This is a genomic window from Nonomuraea sp. NPDC050536, assembly GCF_044457685.1.
Taxonomy (GTDB): Bacteria; Actinomycetota; Actinomycetes; order Streptosporangiales; family Streptosporangiaceae; genus Nonomuraea.
In genome coordinates, this window is the sequence record NZ_JBITHD010000004.1 from 566,147 (window position 1) to 582,024 (window position 15,878).

The 15,878-nt window shown below is 68.7% G+C and carries 10 protein-coding genes; 2 read left to right on the forward strand and 8 right to left on the reverse strand.

The window, feature by feature from the left end; translation table 11 throughout:
• Nucleotides 1-90: 90 nt before the first annotated feature.
• The 5 genes from ACIBHX_RS15840 to ACIBHX_RS15860 form a co-directional block, all read right to left on the reverse strand.
• The gene (locus ACIBHX_RS15840; RefSeq protein WP_397067789.1) at nucleotides 91-2,178 is read right to left on the reverse strand and encodes a carbohydrate-binding protein; all 2,088 of its coding nucleotides are present in this window, start codon (nucleotides 2,176-2,178) and stop codon (nucleotides 91-93) included.
• The gene (locus tag ACIBHX_RS15845; RefSeq protein ID WP_397067790.1) at nucleotides 2,175-4,688 is read right to left on the reverse strand and encodes a carbohydrate-binding protein; all 2,514 of its coding nucleotides are present in this window, start codon (nucleotides 4,686-4,688) and stop codon (nucleotides 2,175-2,177) included. The genes ACIBHX_RS15840 and ACIBHX_RS15845 overlap by 4 nt, the downstream gene beginning before the upstream one ends.
• Nucleotides 4,685-5,842 (reverse strand): carbohydrate-binding protein, encoded by a 1,158-nt coding sequence (locus ACIBHX_RS15850; RefSeq protein WP_397067791.1) that lies wholly within the window; start codon nucleotides 5,840-5,842, stop codon nucleotides 4,685-4,687. Before ACIBHX_RS15850 ends, ACIBHX_RS15845 begins: the two co-directional genes overlap by 4 nt.
• Before the next feature lie 6 nt (nucleotides 5,843-5,848).
• Entirely contained in the window at nucleotides 5,849-8,479 is a 2,631-nt protein-coding gene (locus tag ACIBHX_RS15855) for a glycosyl hydrolase family 95 catalytic domain-containing protein (protein ID WP_397067792.1), read from the reverse strand.
• 90 nt (nucleotides 8,480-8,569) lie between these two features.
• Nucleotides 8,570-10,975, reverse strand: coding sequence for a PQQ-dependent sugar dehydrogenase (locus ACIBHX_RS15860; RefSeq protein WP_397067793.1), 2,406 nt, complete (start codon nucleotides 10,973-10,975; stop codon nucleotides 8,570-8,572).
• Between the two features lie 258 nt (nucleotides 10,976-11,233).
• Here ACIBHX_RS15860 and ACIBHX_RS15865 point away from each other — a divergent pair, with 258 nt between their 5' ends.
• Nucleotides 11,234-12,796 (forward strand): glycoside hydrolase family 88 protein, encoded by a 1,563-nt coding sequence (locus ACIBHX_RS15865; RefSeq protein WP_397067794.1) that lies wholly within the window; start codon nucleotides 11,234-11,236, stop codon nucleotides 12,794-12,796.
• A 337-nt stretch (nucleotides 12,797-13,133) separates the two neighbouring features.
• Here the strand turns inward: ACIBHX_RS15865 and ACIBHX_RS15870 are convergent, their stop codons facing one another.
• Entirely contained in the window at nucleotides 13,134-13,811 is a 678-nt protein-coding gene (locus tag ACIBHX_RS15870) for a hypothetical protein (RefSeq protein ID WP_397067795.1), read from the reverse strand.
• A 44-nt stretch (nucleotides 13,812-13,855) separates the two neighbouring features.
• Nucleotides 13,856-14,623 (reverse strand): hypothetical protein, encoded by a 768-nt coding sequence (locus ACIBHX_RS15875; RefSeq protein ID WP_397067796.1) that lies wholly within the window; start codon nucleotides 14,621-14,623, stop codon nucleotides 13,856-13,858.
• A gap of 197 nt (nucleotides 14,624-14,820) precedes the next feature.
• Here ACIBHX_RS15875 and ACIBHX_RS15880 point away from each other — a divergent pair, with 197 nt between their 5' ends.
• Nucleotides 14,821-15,162: a hypothetical protein gene (locus tag ACIBHX_RS15880; protein WP_397067797.1), complete on the forward strand. Its 342-nt coding sequence runs from the start codon at nucleotides 14,821-14,823 to the stop codon at nucleotides 15,160-15,162.
• On the opposite strand, the gene ACIBHX_RS15885 is transcribed toward ACIBHX_RS15880, so the two are convergent.
• Complete coding sequence (locus tag ACIBHX_RS15885; RefSeq protein WP_397067798.1) at nucleotides 15,159-15,794, reverse strand: Lrp/AsnC family transcriptional regulator; 636 nt, start codon at nucleotides 15,792-15,794, stop codon at nucleotides 15,159-15,161. The genes ACIBHX_RS15880 and ACIBHX_RS15885 overlap by 4 nt on opposite strands.
• Nucleotides 15,795-15,878 lie beyond the last annotated feature (84 nt).

Below are 15,878 nucleotides of genomic sequence, written 5' to 3' on the forward strand. Positions count from 1 at the left end.
CGTTTCAACCACCCGAGAACCCGAAGTCATCCCGGGACCGGGGAGGAGCCACCTCCCCGCCCGAGTGGTGCCCAGGGCGGGGAGGTGGGGTCAGGAGACGGTGATGCGGTCGAGGTTCGGACCGCCGTTCGCCGTGGTGGCGGTGGCGCGGATCGTGTTGGCCCCGGCGTTCAGCGGAATTGTCAGGGTCTGGGTGGACCAGGTGTCCCAGTTGGCCGTCGGCGGGAAGGACAGCGTGGACGCCACCACGGTCCCGTTGACGGTCACGGACATCGGCCGATCCGCCGTGGTGCCGTTGGCGAAGCGCAGCGTCAGCGACGCGTCCCCGGCGGAGGCGGCGTTCACCGTGAACTCCACGGAGGACCCCACGACGTTGTCGTAGTTCACGAACCCGGTCCCGGTGAAGCCGGTGTGGTTGGACTCCACCACGCCCTGCGAGATCGTGGCGTTCTCCGCCTGGTAGTCCGTCCCGACCGGCGTGACGGCCCCCAGGTCGAGGTAGTCCACGTTCGGCCCGCCGTTGGCCGTGGTGGCCGTCAGCCGGATCGCGTTGGGCCCGGCGCTGACCGGCACGGTGAACGTGTCGCTCGCCCAGGTGTCCCAGTTCGCCGTGGCGGGGTAGTCCCTGGTCGCGACCACCGTGCCGTTGACGGCCACCGACATCGGCCGGTTGACCGTCGTCCCGTTGGCGTACCGGAGGGTGACGGCGGCGTTCCCCGCGGAGGCGGCGTTCACGGAGAACTCCACGGAGGACCCCACGACGTTGTCGTAGTTCACGAACCCGGTGCCGGAGTACCCGGTGTGGTTGGACTCCACCACGCCCTGCGAGATCGTGGCGTTCTCCGCCTCGAAGTGCGGCGTGGCGGCGCTGGGATGCGCCCGGATCAGCCGGGTCTCTCCGGGCCTGAGCGTGGCGCTGTAGGAGGAGTCGATCGTGCCCTCCGAAGCCCCCGACCACAGGTTCGTCACCGCTGCGGAACCCGTGAACCCCACCTGGGACCAGGTGACGCTGACCGTGGAGTTGCCCGACGTGCCGGTGTTGAACAGGGCCACCACGTAGTCGCCGTTCGCCTCCTGTTTACGCCAGACCTGGTTGACACCAGAGTTCACGACCCGCTGGGCGGCCACGCCGTCCTGGTCGACGGCGATGATCCGGTCGTTGGTGAGCATCGCCAGGTCGGCCGAGGTCAGGTTCGTCAGGTCGGTGCCGAGCAGCAGCGGCGACGCCGCCATCGCCCACAGCGTCAGGTGCGAGCGCCGCTGGTCGGCGGTCAGCCCGACCTGGTCGCCGTTGCCGATCTCGATCGAGTCGTAGTCGTTCCACCCGCCCGGCCCCGCGTACGGCTGCCAGGTGGATGCCGAGGTGAACCGGGAGGACACGTGCGACCAGTCGGTGAGCGGGAAGCCGCTGCCGTTCGGCCCTGGGCCGCAGTAGCACTCGACGTCGCCCTGGGTGCGCCAGCTGTTGGCCAGCCGCTTCCAGGTGGTTGCCTGCGCGATGGGCAGGTTGTTCGACAGCGCGAAGTTGATCGGCCTGCCGGTCTGCCGCAGCGCCTTGTCCCAGGCCTCGACGTCGGCCACGGTGGTGGCGTCCACGCCGTCGATCTTGAGGTAGTCGACGCCGTAGGAGGCCATGAGGTTGGCCCAGGAGTTGATGAAGGCCTGCGCGCCCGGCGAGGAGTACTTCAGCCGGTACATGTTCTTGCAGTTGTAGTTCTTGTGCGTCTGCGTGGTGTCGGCGATGTCGGCCGCGTGATACGACGTTCCCTCGACGGGCGTGTTCTTCAGCACGGCGTTCTTGGCGATCCCCGGCGTGACGTAGAAGCCGAACTTCAGCCCCTTGGCGTGCACGTAGTCGGCCAGCGCCTTGATCCCGCCGGGGAACTTGGCCGTGTCGACCGCCCACCGGCCGAAGGAGTCGACGACGAACCCGTTGGAGTCGCACTTCTGGTAGAAGTCGTCCAGGTTGACGTAGACGTAGCCGTGGTCGACCAGGCCGCTGCTGACCAGGGCGTCGGCCTGCGCCTTCATCTTGTTCTCGTCGGGCCAGCGGCGCACGAAGCTCCAGCTGCTCCACCCCATGGCCGGCCTGATCGACTGCCCGTTGTCGGAGGCCCTGGCCGGGGTCGGTAACGCCAGCAGAAGGACCGCGGCGAGTGCCGCGCACAGCTTTCTCATGGTCCCACCGTGATCTTGTCGAGGTTGGGGCCGCCGTTGGCGGTGGTGGCGGTCGCCCTGATCGTGTTGGCGCCCGCGTTCAGCGGTACGGTCACCGTCTGCGTGACCCACGTGTCCCAGTTGGCGGTGGGCCCGAACGACAGCCCCGAGGAGACCGTGGCGCCGTTCACCGCGAGGTCCATCGGCCTGTCGACCGTGGTCCCGTTGGCGTACCGCAGGGTGACGGCGGCGTTCCCGGCGGAGGCGGCGTTCACGGCGAACTCCACGGAGGACCCCGCGACGTTGTCGTAGTTCACGAACCCGGTGCCGGTGAAGCCGGTGTGATTGGACTCCACCACGCCCTGCGAGATCGTGGCGTCCTCGGCCTGGTAGTCGGCGCCCGCCGCGGCCGGCGGGTCGACTTCGACGTAGTCCAGGTTCGGGTTGCCGCCCGCCGTGGTGGCGGTGACCCGCAGCGTGTTGGCCCCGGCGGTGACGGGCACCGTGAACGTGTCGGTCGCCCAGGTGTCCCACGTGCCGGTGGAGCCGTAGCCGCGCGAGCCGTACACCGTGGTGCCGTTGACCGCGATGGCGGCGGGGCGGTCGGTGGTGGTGCCGTTGGAGTACCGGAGCCGGACCGTGGAGGTGCCGGCGGCGGGCGAGGTGAACGACCACTGCGTGTACGAGCCGGCCACGTTGTCGCCGTTGACGTACCCGGTGCCAGAGAAGCCGGTGTGGGTGTTCTCGAAGACGCCCTGCGAGATCGTGGCGTCCTCCGCCTCGTAACGTCCGGGCGGCGGGGTCGTGCCGCCGACGTAGGCGCCCACCCAGGCCTCGTCGACGCGCCAGCGGGAGATCCCGTGGTGGCCGGTCTTGGTCAGGCGGACGTAGCGGGCGTTGGTGGTCGGGATGTCGATGAACTGGACGCCGCGGGCGTTCGGCACCGTGCCCGTCTTGACGGCGCTCCCCCAGTTCGTCCCGTCGTTGCTGACGAAGACCTGATAAGTCGAGATCCGGGCCGATCCGGACGACGGGTAGACGGTGGAGTCCTCCCGCTGGTTGAAAGCCACATATTGGACACGCCGAGCGGACCCCAGGTCGAAGGTGAGCGAGGCGGGCTCGGCCGCGTTGCTGTCCCAGTAGGTGAGGTAGTCGCCGTCACCGGCCGCCGCGGCGGGATGCCCGCTGGTGGAGGACGAGGCCGACATCGTGGCGCCGGTGTAGACGCCCTCGCGGCCGGACGAGATCACCTTGAACACCGTGTCGTACTGGTCCCACGAGGAGATCCCGCTGAGCGTCAGCACGCCGTTGGCCTGGGTGAACGTGACCGGTGCGCCGGTGCGCAGGTTGGTCACCGCGGAGATGGCGTAGCCGTTGTCCCGCAGCGAGAGCGTGCTGCCCGACGGCGGCGTGATGACGTGGACGTAGTGCCGGTTCGGGTCGGTCTTGCTGATCGTGGTCACGCCGTGGGCGCCGTTGTTCCAGAAGCCCGGTTTGAGCCCGCCGTACATGTAGCCGCCGCCCTCGGTGCCGCCGAGGGACTCCCAGATCGCGTCCAGGTAGCCGTTGGCGAAATTGTTGAAGGTGACCTGCTGGGTGGGGAACTTGCCGTTGACCATGGCGGTCTCGGCCATCAGCGCCTTCACCGACGACCCGGCGTTGGTGATCAGGCGGCCGAGCGTGAGCTTGTAATCCACGGTGGAGTCAGTGCCGCCGTACCACCACGGGCCGGAGGAGGGCAGCTTGAAGTCGGCCTCGATCAGCCGCGGCGCGGCCGTGTAGATCGCCTGCGGGTAGTCGTAGGACGGCGTCATGCCGGTCTTCTGCTCATTGCTGATCATGTCCATGATCGGCGTGTCTTCGTTGTTGTTCGACAGCGTCATGTCCGGCCGCTGCTGGTAGATCTGCGAGTAGAGGTCGTGGTTCTCCCAGTAGGCGTTGTCGTTGTCGATCCAGAAGCCGGCCAGCTTCGGGTAGCGCTGCATCTGCTCGAAGAACTGCAGGTAGCTGAACTCGCCGAACCCGTCGCGGGTGGTCAGGTCCACGCTGTGGCCCACGTAGCTGGAGAAGGCCGAGGAGTTGAGCCAGTCGCCGGAGCTGAGACCCTCGTTGTGCCACTGCGGGTCGTCGGTCATGTAGTTGATGACCTTCAGCCCCTGCGCGTCCGCGGCGTCGATGAGCTCGCCCAGGAAGTCGCGCTTGGTGGCACAGCTGCCGGGGATCTTCGACGGGTACGGCCGGGCATAGCCGAGCCGTGAGTGGAAGGTCGCCAGCACGATGTACTGGGTGTGCAGCTTCTTGGCCTCGTTCACCCAGTACGACGGGCTCCACCCGCCGTTGGTGACGTCGTTCTCCCACTGGGTGCAACTGGTGTGCTGCGGCGAGGTGCGCTCGCCCCAGTGCAGGAACAGCCCGGCGATGGAGTTGCGCAGGAAGGCCTGGCGCGGGTTCTGCAGGTCGGCATGGGCGGGCGCCGCGACCAGCAGCCCCACGACCAACCCGACGAAAGCCAATAAAGCCCGAAATTTCATTGCACGACCTCCAGATAGTCCAGGTTGGGGCAGCCGTTGGAGGTGGTGCCGGTGACCCGGATCGAGTTGGTCCCCGCGACCAGGTTCGCCGTGATGCTCTTGGAGGCCCACGTGTCCCAGGTGCCGGTCGAGGGGAAGGAGACGCCGGAGGCCACGACCGTCCCGTTGACCGAGATGTCCATGGGCCGGTTGGCTGTGGTGCCGTTGGCGTAGCGGATGGTCAGCGTGGCCGGCCCGGCGGCGCCGGACACGGAGAACTGCACGTAGCATCCGGCCGCGTTGTCGGTGTTGACGTAGCCGGTGCCGGAGAAGCCGGTGTGGGTGTTCTCGAACACGCCCTTGGAGATCGTCGCCTTCTCCGCCTCGTACCTGGTGGCGGTGGCCTGGACCTGCTTGTAGGCGCGCATGTTGGTCAGCAGCAGGTAGCAGTCCTGCAGCGAGCCCGACGTGTCGCCCAAGGAGCGGTAGATGCCCCACTTCGGGCGGACGCGATCGTCGATGAACGTGTCGCCGGACTTGGTGGCGTCCACCAGCGTCGTGCCGCCGGAACGCAGGATCCAGCGCACCGAGCCCGAATTGCCGATCTTGATCTGGTACTCGGCGTCGATCCACTTGTTCTGCAGCGGTTCCAGCGGGGTGCTGCCGACCAGGATGTCCTCCTGGAAGATCTTGTGCTCGATGGTCTGCACGCCGTTGACCCTGCGCAGCGAGGTGACCGTGATCGGCAGGCTGCCGGTGCCGGGCATCTTGGTCTGGCTGATGTGGGTGAAGGTGGTGGTCGCCTTCAGCGTGCTCGGGATGTACATCGAGTACGTGACCCGCCACGTCTCACCGGACAGCCACTGCAGGTAACCGGACGGGGTGCGGTTGCCGGTCACCTCCTGGCGCTGCCGGTCGGTCATCGTGTCGCGGTCGACCGTGTGCATGGTGAAGCGGAAGTTGTCTCCCTCGGGGAAGATGTGGGGCTGGCCGGCGGGGTGGGAGTTCGCCCGGTCGTCCTCCACGGTCTCGAAGGCGTTCAGCCCGTCGGCCGACGCCTCCGGCGCCCACATGAGCTTCCACGCGGTCGCCGCCGCGGCCGGGCGGGAGGGCAGGCAGGGGGCCAGGAGCGCGGCGCCGACCAGGGTCCCCAGCTGCCGTCGTGACAGTTCCATGACGTCCTATCCGATAGTGATCTTGTCGAGGTTCGGTCCCCCGCTCGCGGTCGTGCCCGTCGCCCTGATCGTGTTGGCCCCCGCGGCGAACTGGGCGGTGATGGACAGCGTCTGCCAGGTGTCCCACGAGCCGGTGCCGGTGAACGTGCGGTTGACGGTCGTGCCGTTGACCGTGATGTCCATCGGCCGGTTGGTGGTGGTGCCGTTGGCGTAGCGGAAGGTGATCGTGTACGGCCCGGCCGCCGCGACCGTCACGGTGAACTCCGCGTAGGACCCTGTGACGTTGTCGAAGTTGACGAACCCGGTGCCGGTGTAGCCGAGGTGGTTGGACTCCACGACGCCCTGCGAGATCCGCGCGTCCTCCGCCTGGTACTCGGCGCCGCCGGGCAGCCCCCAGCCAGGACCCGGCGTGGAGATCGGCACCGGCGCGATCACCAGGGACGGTTGCGTGCCCGTGTGGACGAGCACCTCGCGGTCCTTGGCCAGCGCGATCTGCACCACGCCGTCGCCCAGGTCGGTGACGGCCGCCGGGGTGCCGTCGTCCAAGACCGCCGTGACCGTGCCCGCCATCCCGTGCTTGAGCTTGAGCGGAGCGCCGGCCAGCGAACGGACGCGGACGAAGCGGGTCACCCCGGCCTGCCGTACGGCGGAGACCAGGAAGGCGCCCTGGGTGCGGAAGTCGTGGAGCGCGGCGTCGGGCCAGCTCGTGGGCACGGCGGGGAAGATCCGGACGGTGCCGCCCCACGACTGGCAGAGCAGGTCGTGAATGGACTGCGAGGCCGACAGCGGCGTCTCGATGACCGGGCCCGCCTCGGTGTAGTGCGTGTTGGCCCGGCACGGGAAGGACGTGGCCGGGTCGAAGAACTTCATCAGGTACGACAGCGCCGTGTCACCGCGGCCCATCATGGCGTACATCGACGCGGCGCCGGTGTAGCTGTAGCCGCGGTGGGCGCCGGTGAGCGCGTGCCAGCGCACGATCGACTTCTCGATCAACGTGCGGTTGCCCGGCTGGTCCCAGTTGACGAGGTACAGGGGGTAGATCATCAGCAGGTGGGAGTAGTGCCGGTGCGACTGCGCGTACGGCGTGCTCGCGCCGATCATGTAGCCGTTGGTGTCGGTCGGATACGGCGTGAGCGTGCTCAGCACCCGCTGCCACGTCGTCCTGAGCGGGTCGTCGATCCCGGAGTCGAGCAGCGTCTGGCAGCCCCAGCGGATCAGCGCCAGGTCGTAGTTGGTGTCCTGCGGCGGCACCACCGGGTACTCCGGCGACAGCGTGGACGGCAGGTGCAGCTTGCCGTCCGAGCCCGTGGCCAGGAAGTGCAGGTAGTAGTTGATCGCCCGTTTCAGCAGCGGGAACAGGACGTCGCGCATCAGCGCCTCGTCCATCGTGTGCCGGTAGGACAGCCAGACGTTGTGCAGCGCCCACGTCAGGTCGCCGGCCTCGGCGCCGCTGCCCGGCGTGCCCACGCTCCTGGTGGCGAACATGTCGGAGCTGCGCCCGACGCCGGAGGAGTCGGCGCGGTAGGCGCTGCCCACGTTCGCGGTCAGCTGCGCCCGGTTGGCGTCCAGCGTGCTGGTGACCGAGTCCAGCTCCAGATGGTTGGAGCCGTGGATCAGCCAGTACTCCAGCTGCACGTTGAGGTTCCACCACACGCCCGGCCAGGGCGTGGGCTCCAGCCACGGCCCGGTCGTGGCCATCACCGGCGCGCCGGCCCGGGTCGCGGAGGCCACCTTGTAGAGCTGGATCCAGTGGAAGGCCTGCAGCCGCTGGTCGGGGATCGACACGAAGCTCTTGCGGTAGAAGGCGTGCCACCACGCCTGATGGTCGGTCCGCAGGGCGTCGTACGGCTTGGCGTTCTGGACCTTGGCCAGCGAGGCCGTCGCGGCGGCCGTGGTGGACGGGAAGCTGTGGGCGACGCCGAGCGTGAGCACGTCGCCGCTCTGGCGGTAGGCGGTCGCGGTCTGGCCGCCGCCCACCAGGGCCTGCAGGACCTGCTTGACGTCGCCGGTGGTCTTGGTGGTCCAGGCCGGGTTGTGCGTGTAGCCGGACGGCGGGGCCTCGGAGGCCTCCTTCGGGCTGTTGGCCGCCTCCGGGTGAAACGTCCAGACGGCCTGCTCCGAGCCGGAGGCCGTGGCCCTGGCCACGAACAGCTCGTCGTGGATGAACGCGGTGAACGTGATCTTCCCGGAGGTGGTGGTGATGGTCCCGGTCAGCTCGGCGTCCCACAGGCTCAGCCGCCAATCGACGCCGACGATGCTGCCGACCGGATCGAGCGTGAGGTGGCCGACGGGCAGGCGGCACGTGCCGAACGCGCTGCCGTACTGCGGCCGGTGGTCCTGGACCCGGCCGTGCTGCGTGGTGAAGCGGACCTTGTTGGTCCCCGGCTCCTGGTAGACCATGCTGCCCAGCAGGCCGTCGCCGAGGAACGGGCCCTCGTGCCAGACGGCCGGGAGCACCGTCCACCGTAAGTCCTGATTTTTCAGGAAATCCGACCACTGGGCGTCGGTGGACATCCGGTTGTCCAGTGTCCATCCCGCTGTCCATCCCGCTGCGGCCTCGGCCCTGTCGGCCCCGAACGCCGCCACGGCGAGCCCGCCGAACGCCGAGCCCAGAACCACCCTGCGTGACACCGTCATCTGATCACCTTTCCTGCCTTGCATCGAAGAACGCGGATGTGCCCGGCGGCCGCGCTGGAGTGCACGCGGCCGCCGGGAGAGGGCAGGCGGTTACTGGATGTTGGAACGGCGGATCACGTCGGCGGTGCCGTTGCCGTTGTTGTCGGAGTTCGTGGAGCCGAACCAGATGGCGTTGGCTCCCGGCACCTTCGTCACCGCGCGGAGCCGGCCGTACGTGCCGTTGAAGTAGGAGTTGACGGACGAGACGTTGTCGCCGTTGAGCACGATCCGCCACAGGCGCTGGCCGCGCAGCGCGGCCATGAACAGGGCGCCGTTGACGTAGTCGATGCCGCTGGGCGAGGCCACCGAGACGTCCCACTGGTACTTCGGGTTCGTCATGCCGGAGGTCGAGCAGGTGCCCTCGCAGGTGGGCCAGCCGTAGTTCTTGCCCGGCTGGATCAGGTTGAGCTCGTCGAAGGCCGAGTTGCCCAGCTCCGACTCCCACATGCGGCCCGCGGAGTCCCAGGTGATGCCCTGCGGGTTGCGGTGGCCGTAGCTCCACACGCGGGTCCCGAACGGGTTGCCGGGGGCGGCCGCGCCGGTCTTGGTGATGCGCAGGATCTTGCCGTTGAGCGAGCTCAGGTTCGGCGCGTTGCTGCCCTGCTGGGCGTCGCCGGTGGTGACGTACAGGTAGTGGTCGGGGCCGAAGCGGATGCGACCGCCGTTGTGGTAGCGGTTCTTGTCGATGCCGGTGAGGATCGCCGTGTAGCCCGACAGCGCGCTGCCGGTGTAGTTCATCGTGGCGACGCGGTTGCCCTCTGAGGCGGTGTGCATGAAGAACACCTGCTGGTCGGTGGTGCCGTTCCAGGTGGGCGAGAACTGCACGCCCATCAGGCCGCCCTCACCGTTCGTGGTGACGACATTGGGCACGGTGCCGACCTGCGTCTTGGTCCCGGTGGGCGAGACCTTGAAGACCTTGAACGTGTCGCGCTCCGTCACCAGCGCCTGCGAGCCGTCCGGCGACCAGGCGATGTCCCACGGCACGTCCCAGCTGCCGGCCACGGTGGTCGGCGACTGCGGCACCGTGCCGCAGGTCGGGGTGGTGAAGGAGTTCGACGGGTCGCTCGGGGTCGAGCTCTGGTTGATGGTGTCCACGGCCACCACGTCGAGCGTGTAGGTGGTGTTGCACTCCAGCGGCACCGAGGCGGTCGTGCCCGGCACGGCGGCCAGCACGGTCCCGGTGGCGTGGTTGCGCACCTTGTAGGAGGCCACGCCGTGGTCGTCGGTGGAGGCGGTCCACGTCGCGGTCGCGCCGGTCGCGGTGACGTTGGAGATCGCCGGGGTGCCCGGCTTGGTGGGCGGCGTGTCACCCGAGGGGGCCTTGGTGTGGCAGACCACCTCGGGGCTGCTCAGCGAGACGTTTCCGGCCGCGTCGCGGGCGAACACCGAGATCGTGTACGTGGTGCTCGCGTTCAGCCCCGTGACCGTGTACGGCGGGGCAGGGGCGGTGGCGATCTGCTGGCCCAGGTTGTAGATGTCGTAGGCCACCACGCCCACGTTGTCGGTGGACGGCGGCCAGTCCAGCGGGATCGTGGTGTCGGTGTTGTTGGCGTCGTCGCACGTCGGCTGGCCGGGCGAGGTCGGCTTCTCGGTGTCGGAGCTGGTGCCCGTGGTCACGTCCAGCCTGTCCACGTTCGGCCCGCCGTTGGCGGTGGTCGCGGTCGCGCGCACGATGTTGTTGCCCGCGTTGAGGTTCGCGGTGAGCGAGACGGTGGCCCAGGTGTCCCAGTTCGTGGTGACAGGGAAGGACTTGTTGGTCGTGGTGCCGTTGACCGTGATGTCCATCGGCCTGTCGGACGTGGTGCCGTTGGCGTAGCGGAAGGCCAGCGTGGCGCTGCCCGCCACGGGGGCGGAGACGTTCCACTCGATGTAGCTGCCGACCGTGTTCACGTAGTCCACGAACCCCGTGCCGGTGAAGCCGGTGTGGTTGGTGGCCACCACGCCCTGCGAGATCGTGGCGTTCTCGGCCTGGTACTGGGTGGTGACCGTGGAGGAGACCTCGACGTCGGCGTAGTCCAGGTTCGGGTTGCCGTTCGCGGTGGTCGCGGTGATGCGGATCTTGTTGCTGCCCGCGTTGACCGGGGCGGTCAGGGTGGAGGTGGCCCAGGTGTCCCAGTTCGTGGTGGACGGGAAGTTCCTGGCGGCGGACACGACGCTGCCGTTGACGGCGACGTCGCCCGGCCGGTTGGCGGTGGTGCCGTTGGAGTAGCGGATGGCGATGGTGGCGGTGCCCGCGCTGGAGGCGTTGACCGTCCACTCCGTGTAGGAGCCGGCCACGTTGTCGCCGTTGACGAAGCCGGTGCCGCTGAAGCCCGTGTGGTTGGACTCCACGACACCCTGGGAGATCGTCGCGTTCTCGGCCTCGTAGCGCGTGGGCGCGGCCGAGGCGGGACCTGTCAGGACGGCTAACATCCCGGCGACTAGTGCGAGGACGCCGGTGAGGGCGCGCAACTTCATAGGTGCTCCTGGCTGAGGGGTGTTACTCGGCGAGAGATTGGAGCTTTTCACCGTGTTCCCACAAATTGACACATCCGTCAACGCTTGGAACGCTCCAATCTTTAGGAAGGTTTCCTAACCCCGTTTTGCGATACCTCCGATGTAAGCGAGATCTGGACTCCCGGTATCGAGGGATGCGACGCTAGGCACGGCGAAAGGTTGGATCTGTCCTCCTGTCCGGAGGCATCACTTACGGTCAAGCCTTATGAGGAGAACCCTGTGTCCCCCAGATTCCGACATGTCGCCGCCTTGGCGGTGGGCGTGCTGCTCATCCCGCCGGTGCCCGCCTCTGCCGCCACCACCCTCTACGAGGCGGAGAACGCCACGATCTCCCAGGGAGTGGTGGAGTCCAACCACGCAGGCTTCACCGGCACCGGGTTCGTCAACTACGACAACGTGACCGGCTCGTCGGTGACGTGGAGCATCCCGTCGTCGCAGGCCGAGTCGGTCACGTTGGTGCTGCGCTACGCCAACGGGACCACGACCGACCGTCCGATGGACATCACGGTCAACGGCACGACCGTCAACCGCTCGTTCCCCGGCACCGGCAACTGGGACACCTGGCGCACCCTGAACCTGCCGGTCTCGCTGGCCTCCGGCACGAACACGGTCACCGCCACCGCGACCACCGCCAACGGCGGGCCCAACGTCGACTCGCTCACCCTCGACACGGGCGGCGGCGGGGGCACCGACTGGTCCAAGGCGCTGGTCGAGTCGACGATGGCCCGCTACACGCCCGCCGCGCTGGGCAGCTGGGGATACCAGCGCGGGCTGTACCTGTGGGGGCAGTACCTGGTCTGGCAGCGCACCGGCGACCCGCGCTACCTGCAGTACATCAAGGACTGGGCCGACCGCTTCGTCGACTCCTCCGGCAACATCTCGCAGAGCTTCAACAACCTCGACAGCATGCAGTCGGGCAACGTGCTGCTCGCCCTGTACAAGGAGACGGGACAGGCCAAGTACCGAACCGCCGCCGCGAAGATCCGCACCCGGCTGAACACCTACCCGCGCACCGCCGACGGCGGCTGGTGGCACTCCACCTCCGACTCGCGCCAGGGCCAGCTGTGGGCCGACGGCACCTACATGGCCGACCCGTTCGTGGCCAGGTACGGCGCCTGGGTCCAGGCCGACACCTTCACCAGGACCGAGCCGGCCAAGCAGCTCAAGGTGTACTACAGCCACCTGCACAGGACCTCGGGCACGGCGGCCGGGCTGCTCTACCACGCCTACGACGAGCCCGGCGGGCTGACGGCCTCCTGGGTGAAGCCGTCACTCGGCAACACCAACGGCATCTCCTGGTGCCGGGCGATCGGCTGGTTCGGCATGGCCACGCTCGACATCCTCGACCTCATCCCGGCCGACCACCCCGACAGGCAGGCGCTGATCGACATGCTGCGCGAGCTCGTCCCCGCGTACGCGCGCTGGCAGGACCCGGGCACGGGCCGCTGGTTCCAGGTGGTGACCGAGCCGACCAACTCCGCCAACTGGACCGAGACCTCGTGCTCGGCGATGTACACGTACACGATCTCCCGCTCGGTCGAGCGCGGCTACGTCGACCCGTCCTACCGGGTCTACGCCGACCGCGGCTACCAGGGGGTGCTCGCGCGGATCTCGCTCGGCTCGGACGGCCGCACCAACATCACCGACATCAGCGAGGGCACGAACGTGGACGACACGCTGAGCTACTACTTCAACCGCGCCCGCAACACCAACGACTTCCACGGCCTGGGCGCCTTCCTCATCATGAACGAGCAGATGACCCGAGTCGGCCCGGGCAGCTGAGCCCGCTTCGTTTGGCTCCCATCGCTCTCGCACGGCACAGAGGTTCTATCGCTCTCGCACGGCATAGAGGTTCTATCGCTCTCGCACGGCATAGAGGTTCTTTCGCTCTTGTACGGCAAGCCGCCCCACCGGCCGCCCTCCGCACTCCGGCTGAGGACCCGCGACCGGCGCTCCCGGCGAGTCGATGACACCAACTCGCCGCCACGGCGCCCAGGACACAGGCATCAGGGACCCAGGCGCCGTGGCACACCACAGGATTCCGCCGCCACGGCGACCAGGAACCTGGCATCAAGGGCCCGGGCGCGGTGGCACGTTTCGTGGCGCGGTGGTGGGCTTGTTATCTGGCGCCGAAGGCGATGGCGCCGGTGGTGGCGATCACGGTGCTGATGACCACCATGATGAGCACCGTCGCCAGCGGGGTCCTCCTCCTGGGTGGCGGCGGGGCCGCATGCTGGAGCCGCACGTGCGAGGGCCGCGGCGTGGGCGGCTTCACCGTGGGCGTGGGCGCTGGGGCGATGACCACCCGCCTGCTCGGCGTCGGAGCCGGGGTCGGCGTGGGCACCGGTCTAGGGGTCGGGGTAGGCGTGGGCTTCGGGCTGACCGTGGGCGTCGGAGTAGGCGTGGGGGTCGGCTCCGGAGCGGGGGCAGGCAACGCGGGCGGCTCACCGCACGCGCCGATCGCGACCACGACGACACCCGACACGTCAATGCAGACGCCGACCCCCGGCCCTGCCACGACCATGTCACCCACGTCCGTGCTCACAGAAACCCCGGAATCCCCCTGCCCCTCGCCCCCGACCGAGGCCCGCGGCCGGACCTGACCCGCCTCCAAGGAGGCACCCGGCCTCAACGGAGCCGCCACCCAGACGACGCCCGGGCCGGCCGATCCCGCCGAGCCCACGGCGGCGCGCGGGATCGGCATGCCCACGGGGGTGGTCGGGGTGCCCTGGCTCGCCGTATCGAAAGTGGGGGCGAGGGCGGAGGCGGTGGTGGGGACCGCGACGAGAAGGGTCATGAGTGTGAACGCGAGCACGAGCGGCGTGCGCGGCCCGGCCACGGTCAGACGCCCCCGGAGATCCGGGCGAACTCCTGCAGGGCCGAGCGGAACGCGTCAGGCCCCACCGCCAGCGGCCCGGCGAAGACGTGCGAGATGTCCCATGTCAGGTAGACCCCGAAGCCGAGCATGGCCGCCATCGCCACCAGCGGCAGGATGGCCAGCCCGCGCGGCCTGGCGCCGGCCAGGAACGGGAAGACGATGATGACCAGGCCGGTCAGGATCGTGAGCAGCAGCAGGCCGTCCGGCGGCGTGGTCGCGGCGTCGGCGCCGCGCTGGGCCCTGGCGGCCGACAGCTCGCGCAGGTGATCGAGCACCTCGCCCTGCGCCTCGCGCTGGTCGTCGCCGACGGTCTTGATCTGGGCCACGTCGCCGCGCATCGCGTCGAGCCGCTCGTTGCCGGCCGGGTCGAGCCGCCCGCGCTCGAGGTAGGGCCACTCGTCGGAGACGACGAACCCGACGTAGTCGCGCAGCCCCTGGCGCAGCCGCTCCCCCGCCGCGCCGGGCAGGTCGCCGGCCGACCAGTACGCGTCGACGGCCGCCTGGCCCTCCACGTGCGTGTTCTGCCTGGCGGCGTCGGCCGTGGTCCACGGCACGATGATGGCGATGGCGAACACCAGCAGGAACAGCGCCGACAGCATCGCCCCCGCGTGGCCGGCCGTCGGGCCACCGGGATCGCCGTCGTCGCTGCCCCGCTTCAACGTCCTGAACAGGATGGCGGTGATCGCCACCACGCCCACTGCCGCCGCCATCGCGAGGGCGTACGCAACCATGAAAGCTCTCCCCAGGCTAGGTTGACTGTGAGTGACGTATCTATCACGCACAGCAGCCACCGCGCCTGCGAACAAACAGATGCGCCCGCTACCCCCGTTGTCCCAGATTTGGACAGATCTTCCTCTCTGAAACGGCGCGCCACGCGATCCGTCCAGCCAACTAGCTTGATGCCGGAAATATCAGCACCATGGCCGCCGTGAATCTCAATGGCCGCAAATTCGTGATGGTGAGCTCGACGGCGAGCGAGGTGGACCCCGACGGGCCCACGGAGTTTCTCTACCGGGAGGAGGACGGCCTGATCTGGGGAAGCTACACCGGCGACACCGTCACTCACGGCCGATTCGTCGGCACCAGGGACGGCGACCAGATCACGATCTCCTACGTGCACGCCCTCAAGGCGGGCGGCCGGGCCGGCGGCCAGAGCAGCAGCCGCATCGAGAAGGAGGCCGACGGCCGCCTGCGCCTGGTGGAGGAGTTCCAGTTCGACGGGGACGACACCCAGCACGTCAGCGTCTGCGTTGAGGAACCGGGCGCCTAGTCCTTCTGCAGGGCGCCGCGACCCTCCGCGGCGCCCACGAAACGCATCTTGCCGAGCGGCACGTCGCCCGCGCCGTCCTGCGCCGGGCGCCGGGCCGGGCGCGCAGGGCGCCGGTCCGAGGGCAGCACGTAGGGGCGCTGCAGCACCTCGTCCAGGATGAAGACCGTCTCGGTGGCCTTGACCGCGGGGATGTTGGCCAGACGGTCGGTGACCATGGTGTGCACCTCGGCCACGTCGGCCACCCTGACCTGGATCATCGCATCGTGCTGGCCGGTCGTGATCGCGCAGTACTCGACCTCGGGCATCCTGGCCAGTTCGGCCCTGAACTGCTTCCACATCTGCTGCCGCACGGTCACGAAGATCAGCGCCGTGATGCCGAGCCCGGTGCGCACGTGGTCGATCTCGGCGGTGAAGCGCTTGATCACGCCGTCCGCGCGCAGCGCCTCGAAGCGGGTGTAGGCGTTGGCACGGGAGATGCCCACCCGCTCGGCCAGCGCGGCGACCGAGATCCTGCCGTTCTCGCGCAGGACCTCGAGGATCTTCATATGGACGGCATCCAGCTCGAGGCCGATACCGATCCGTCCAGTTTGACCGCCAGCTGTGCCATCGTTCCTAGAAATTTCACTCATCATTACCTCCCGCCCCTTTATATCCGTCTCGGTGACTGCACGGGACCTGGACACTCTGCCGGACAATCCCGGACATCATTTGGCCAA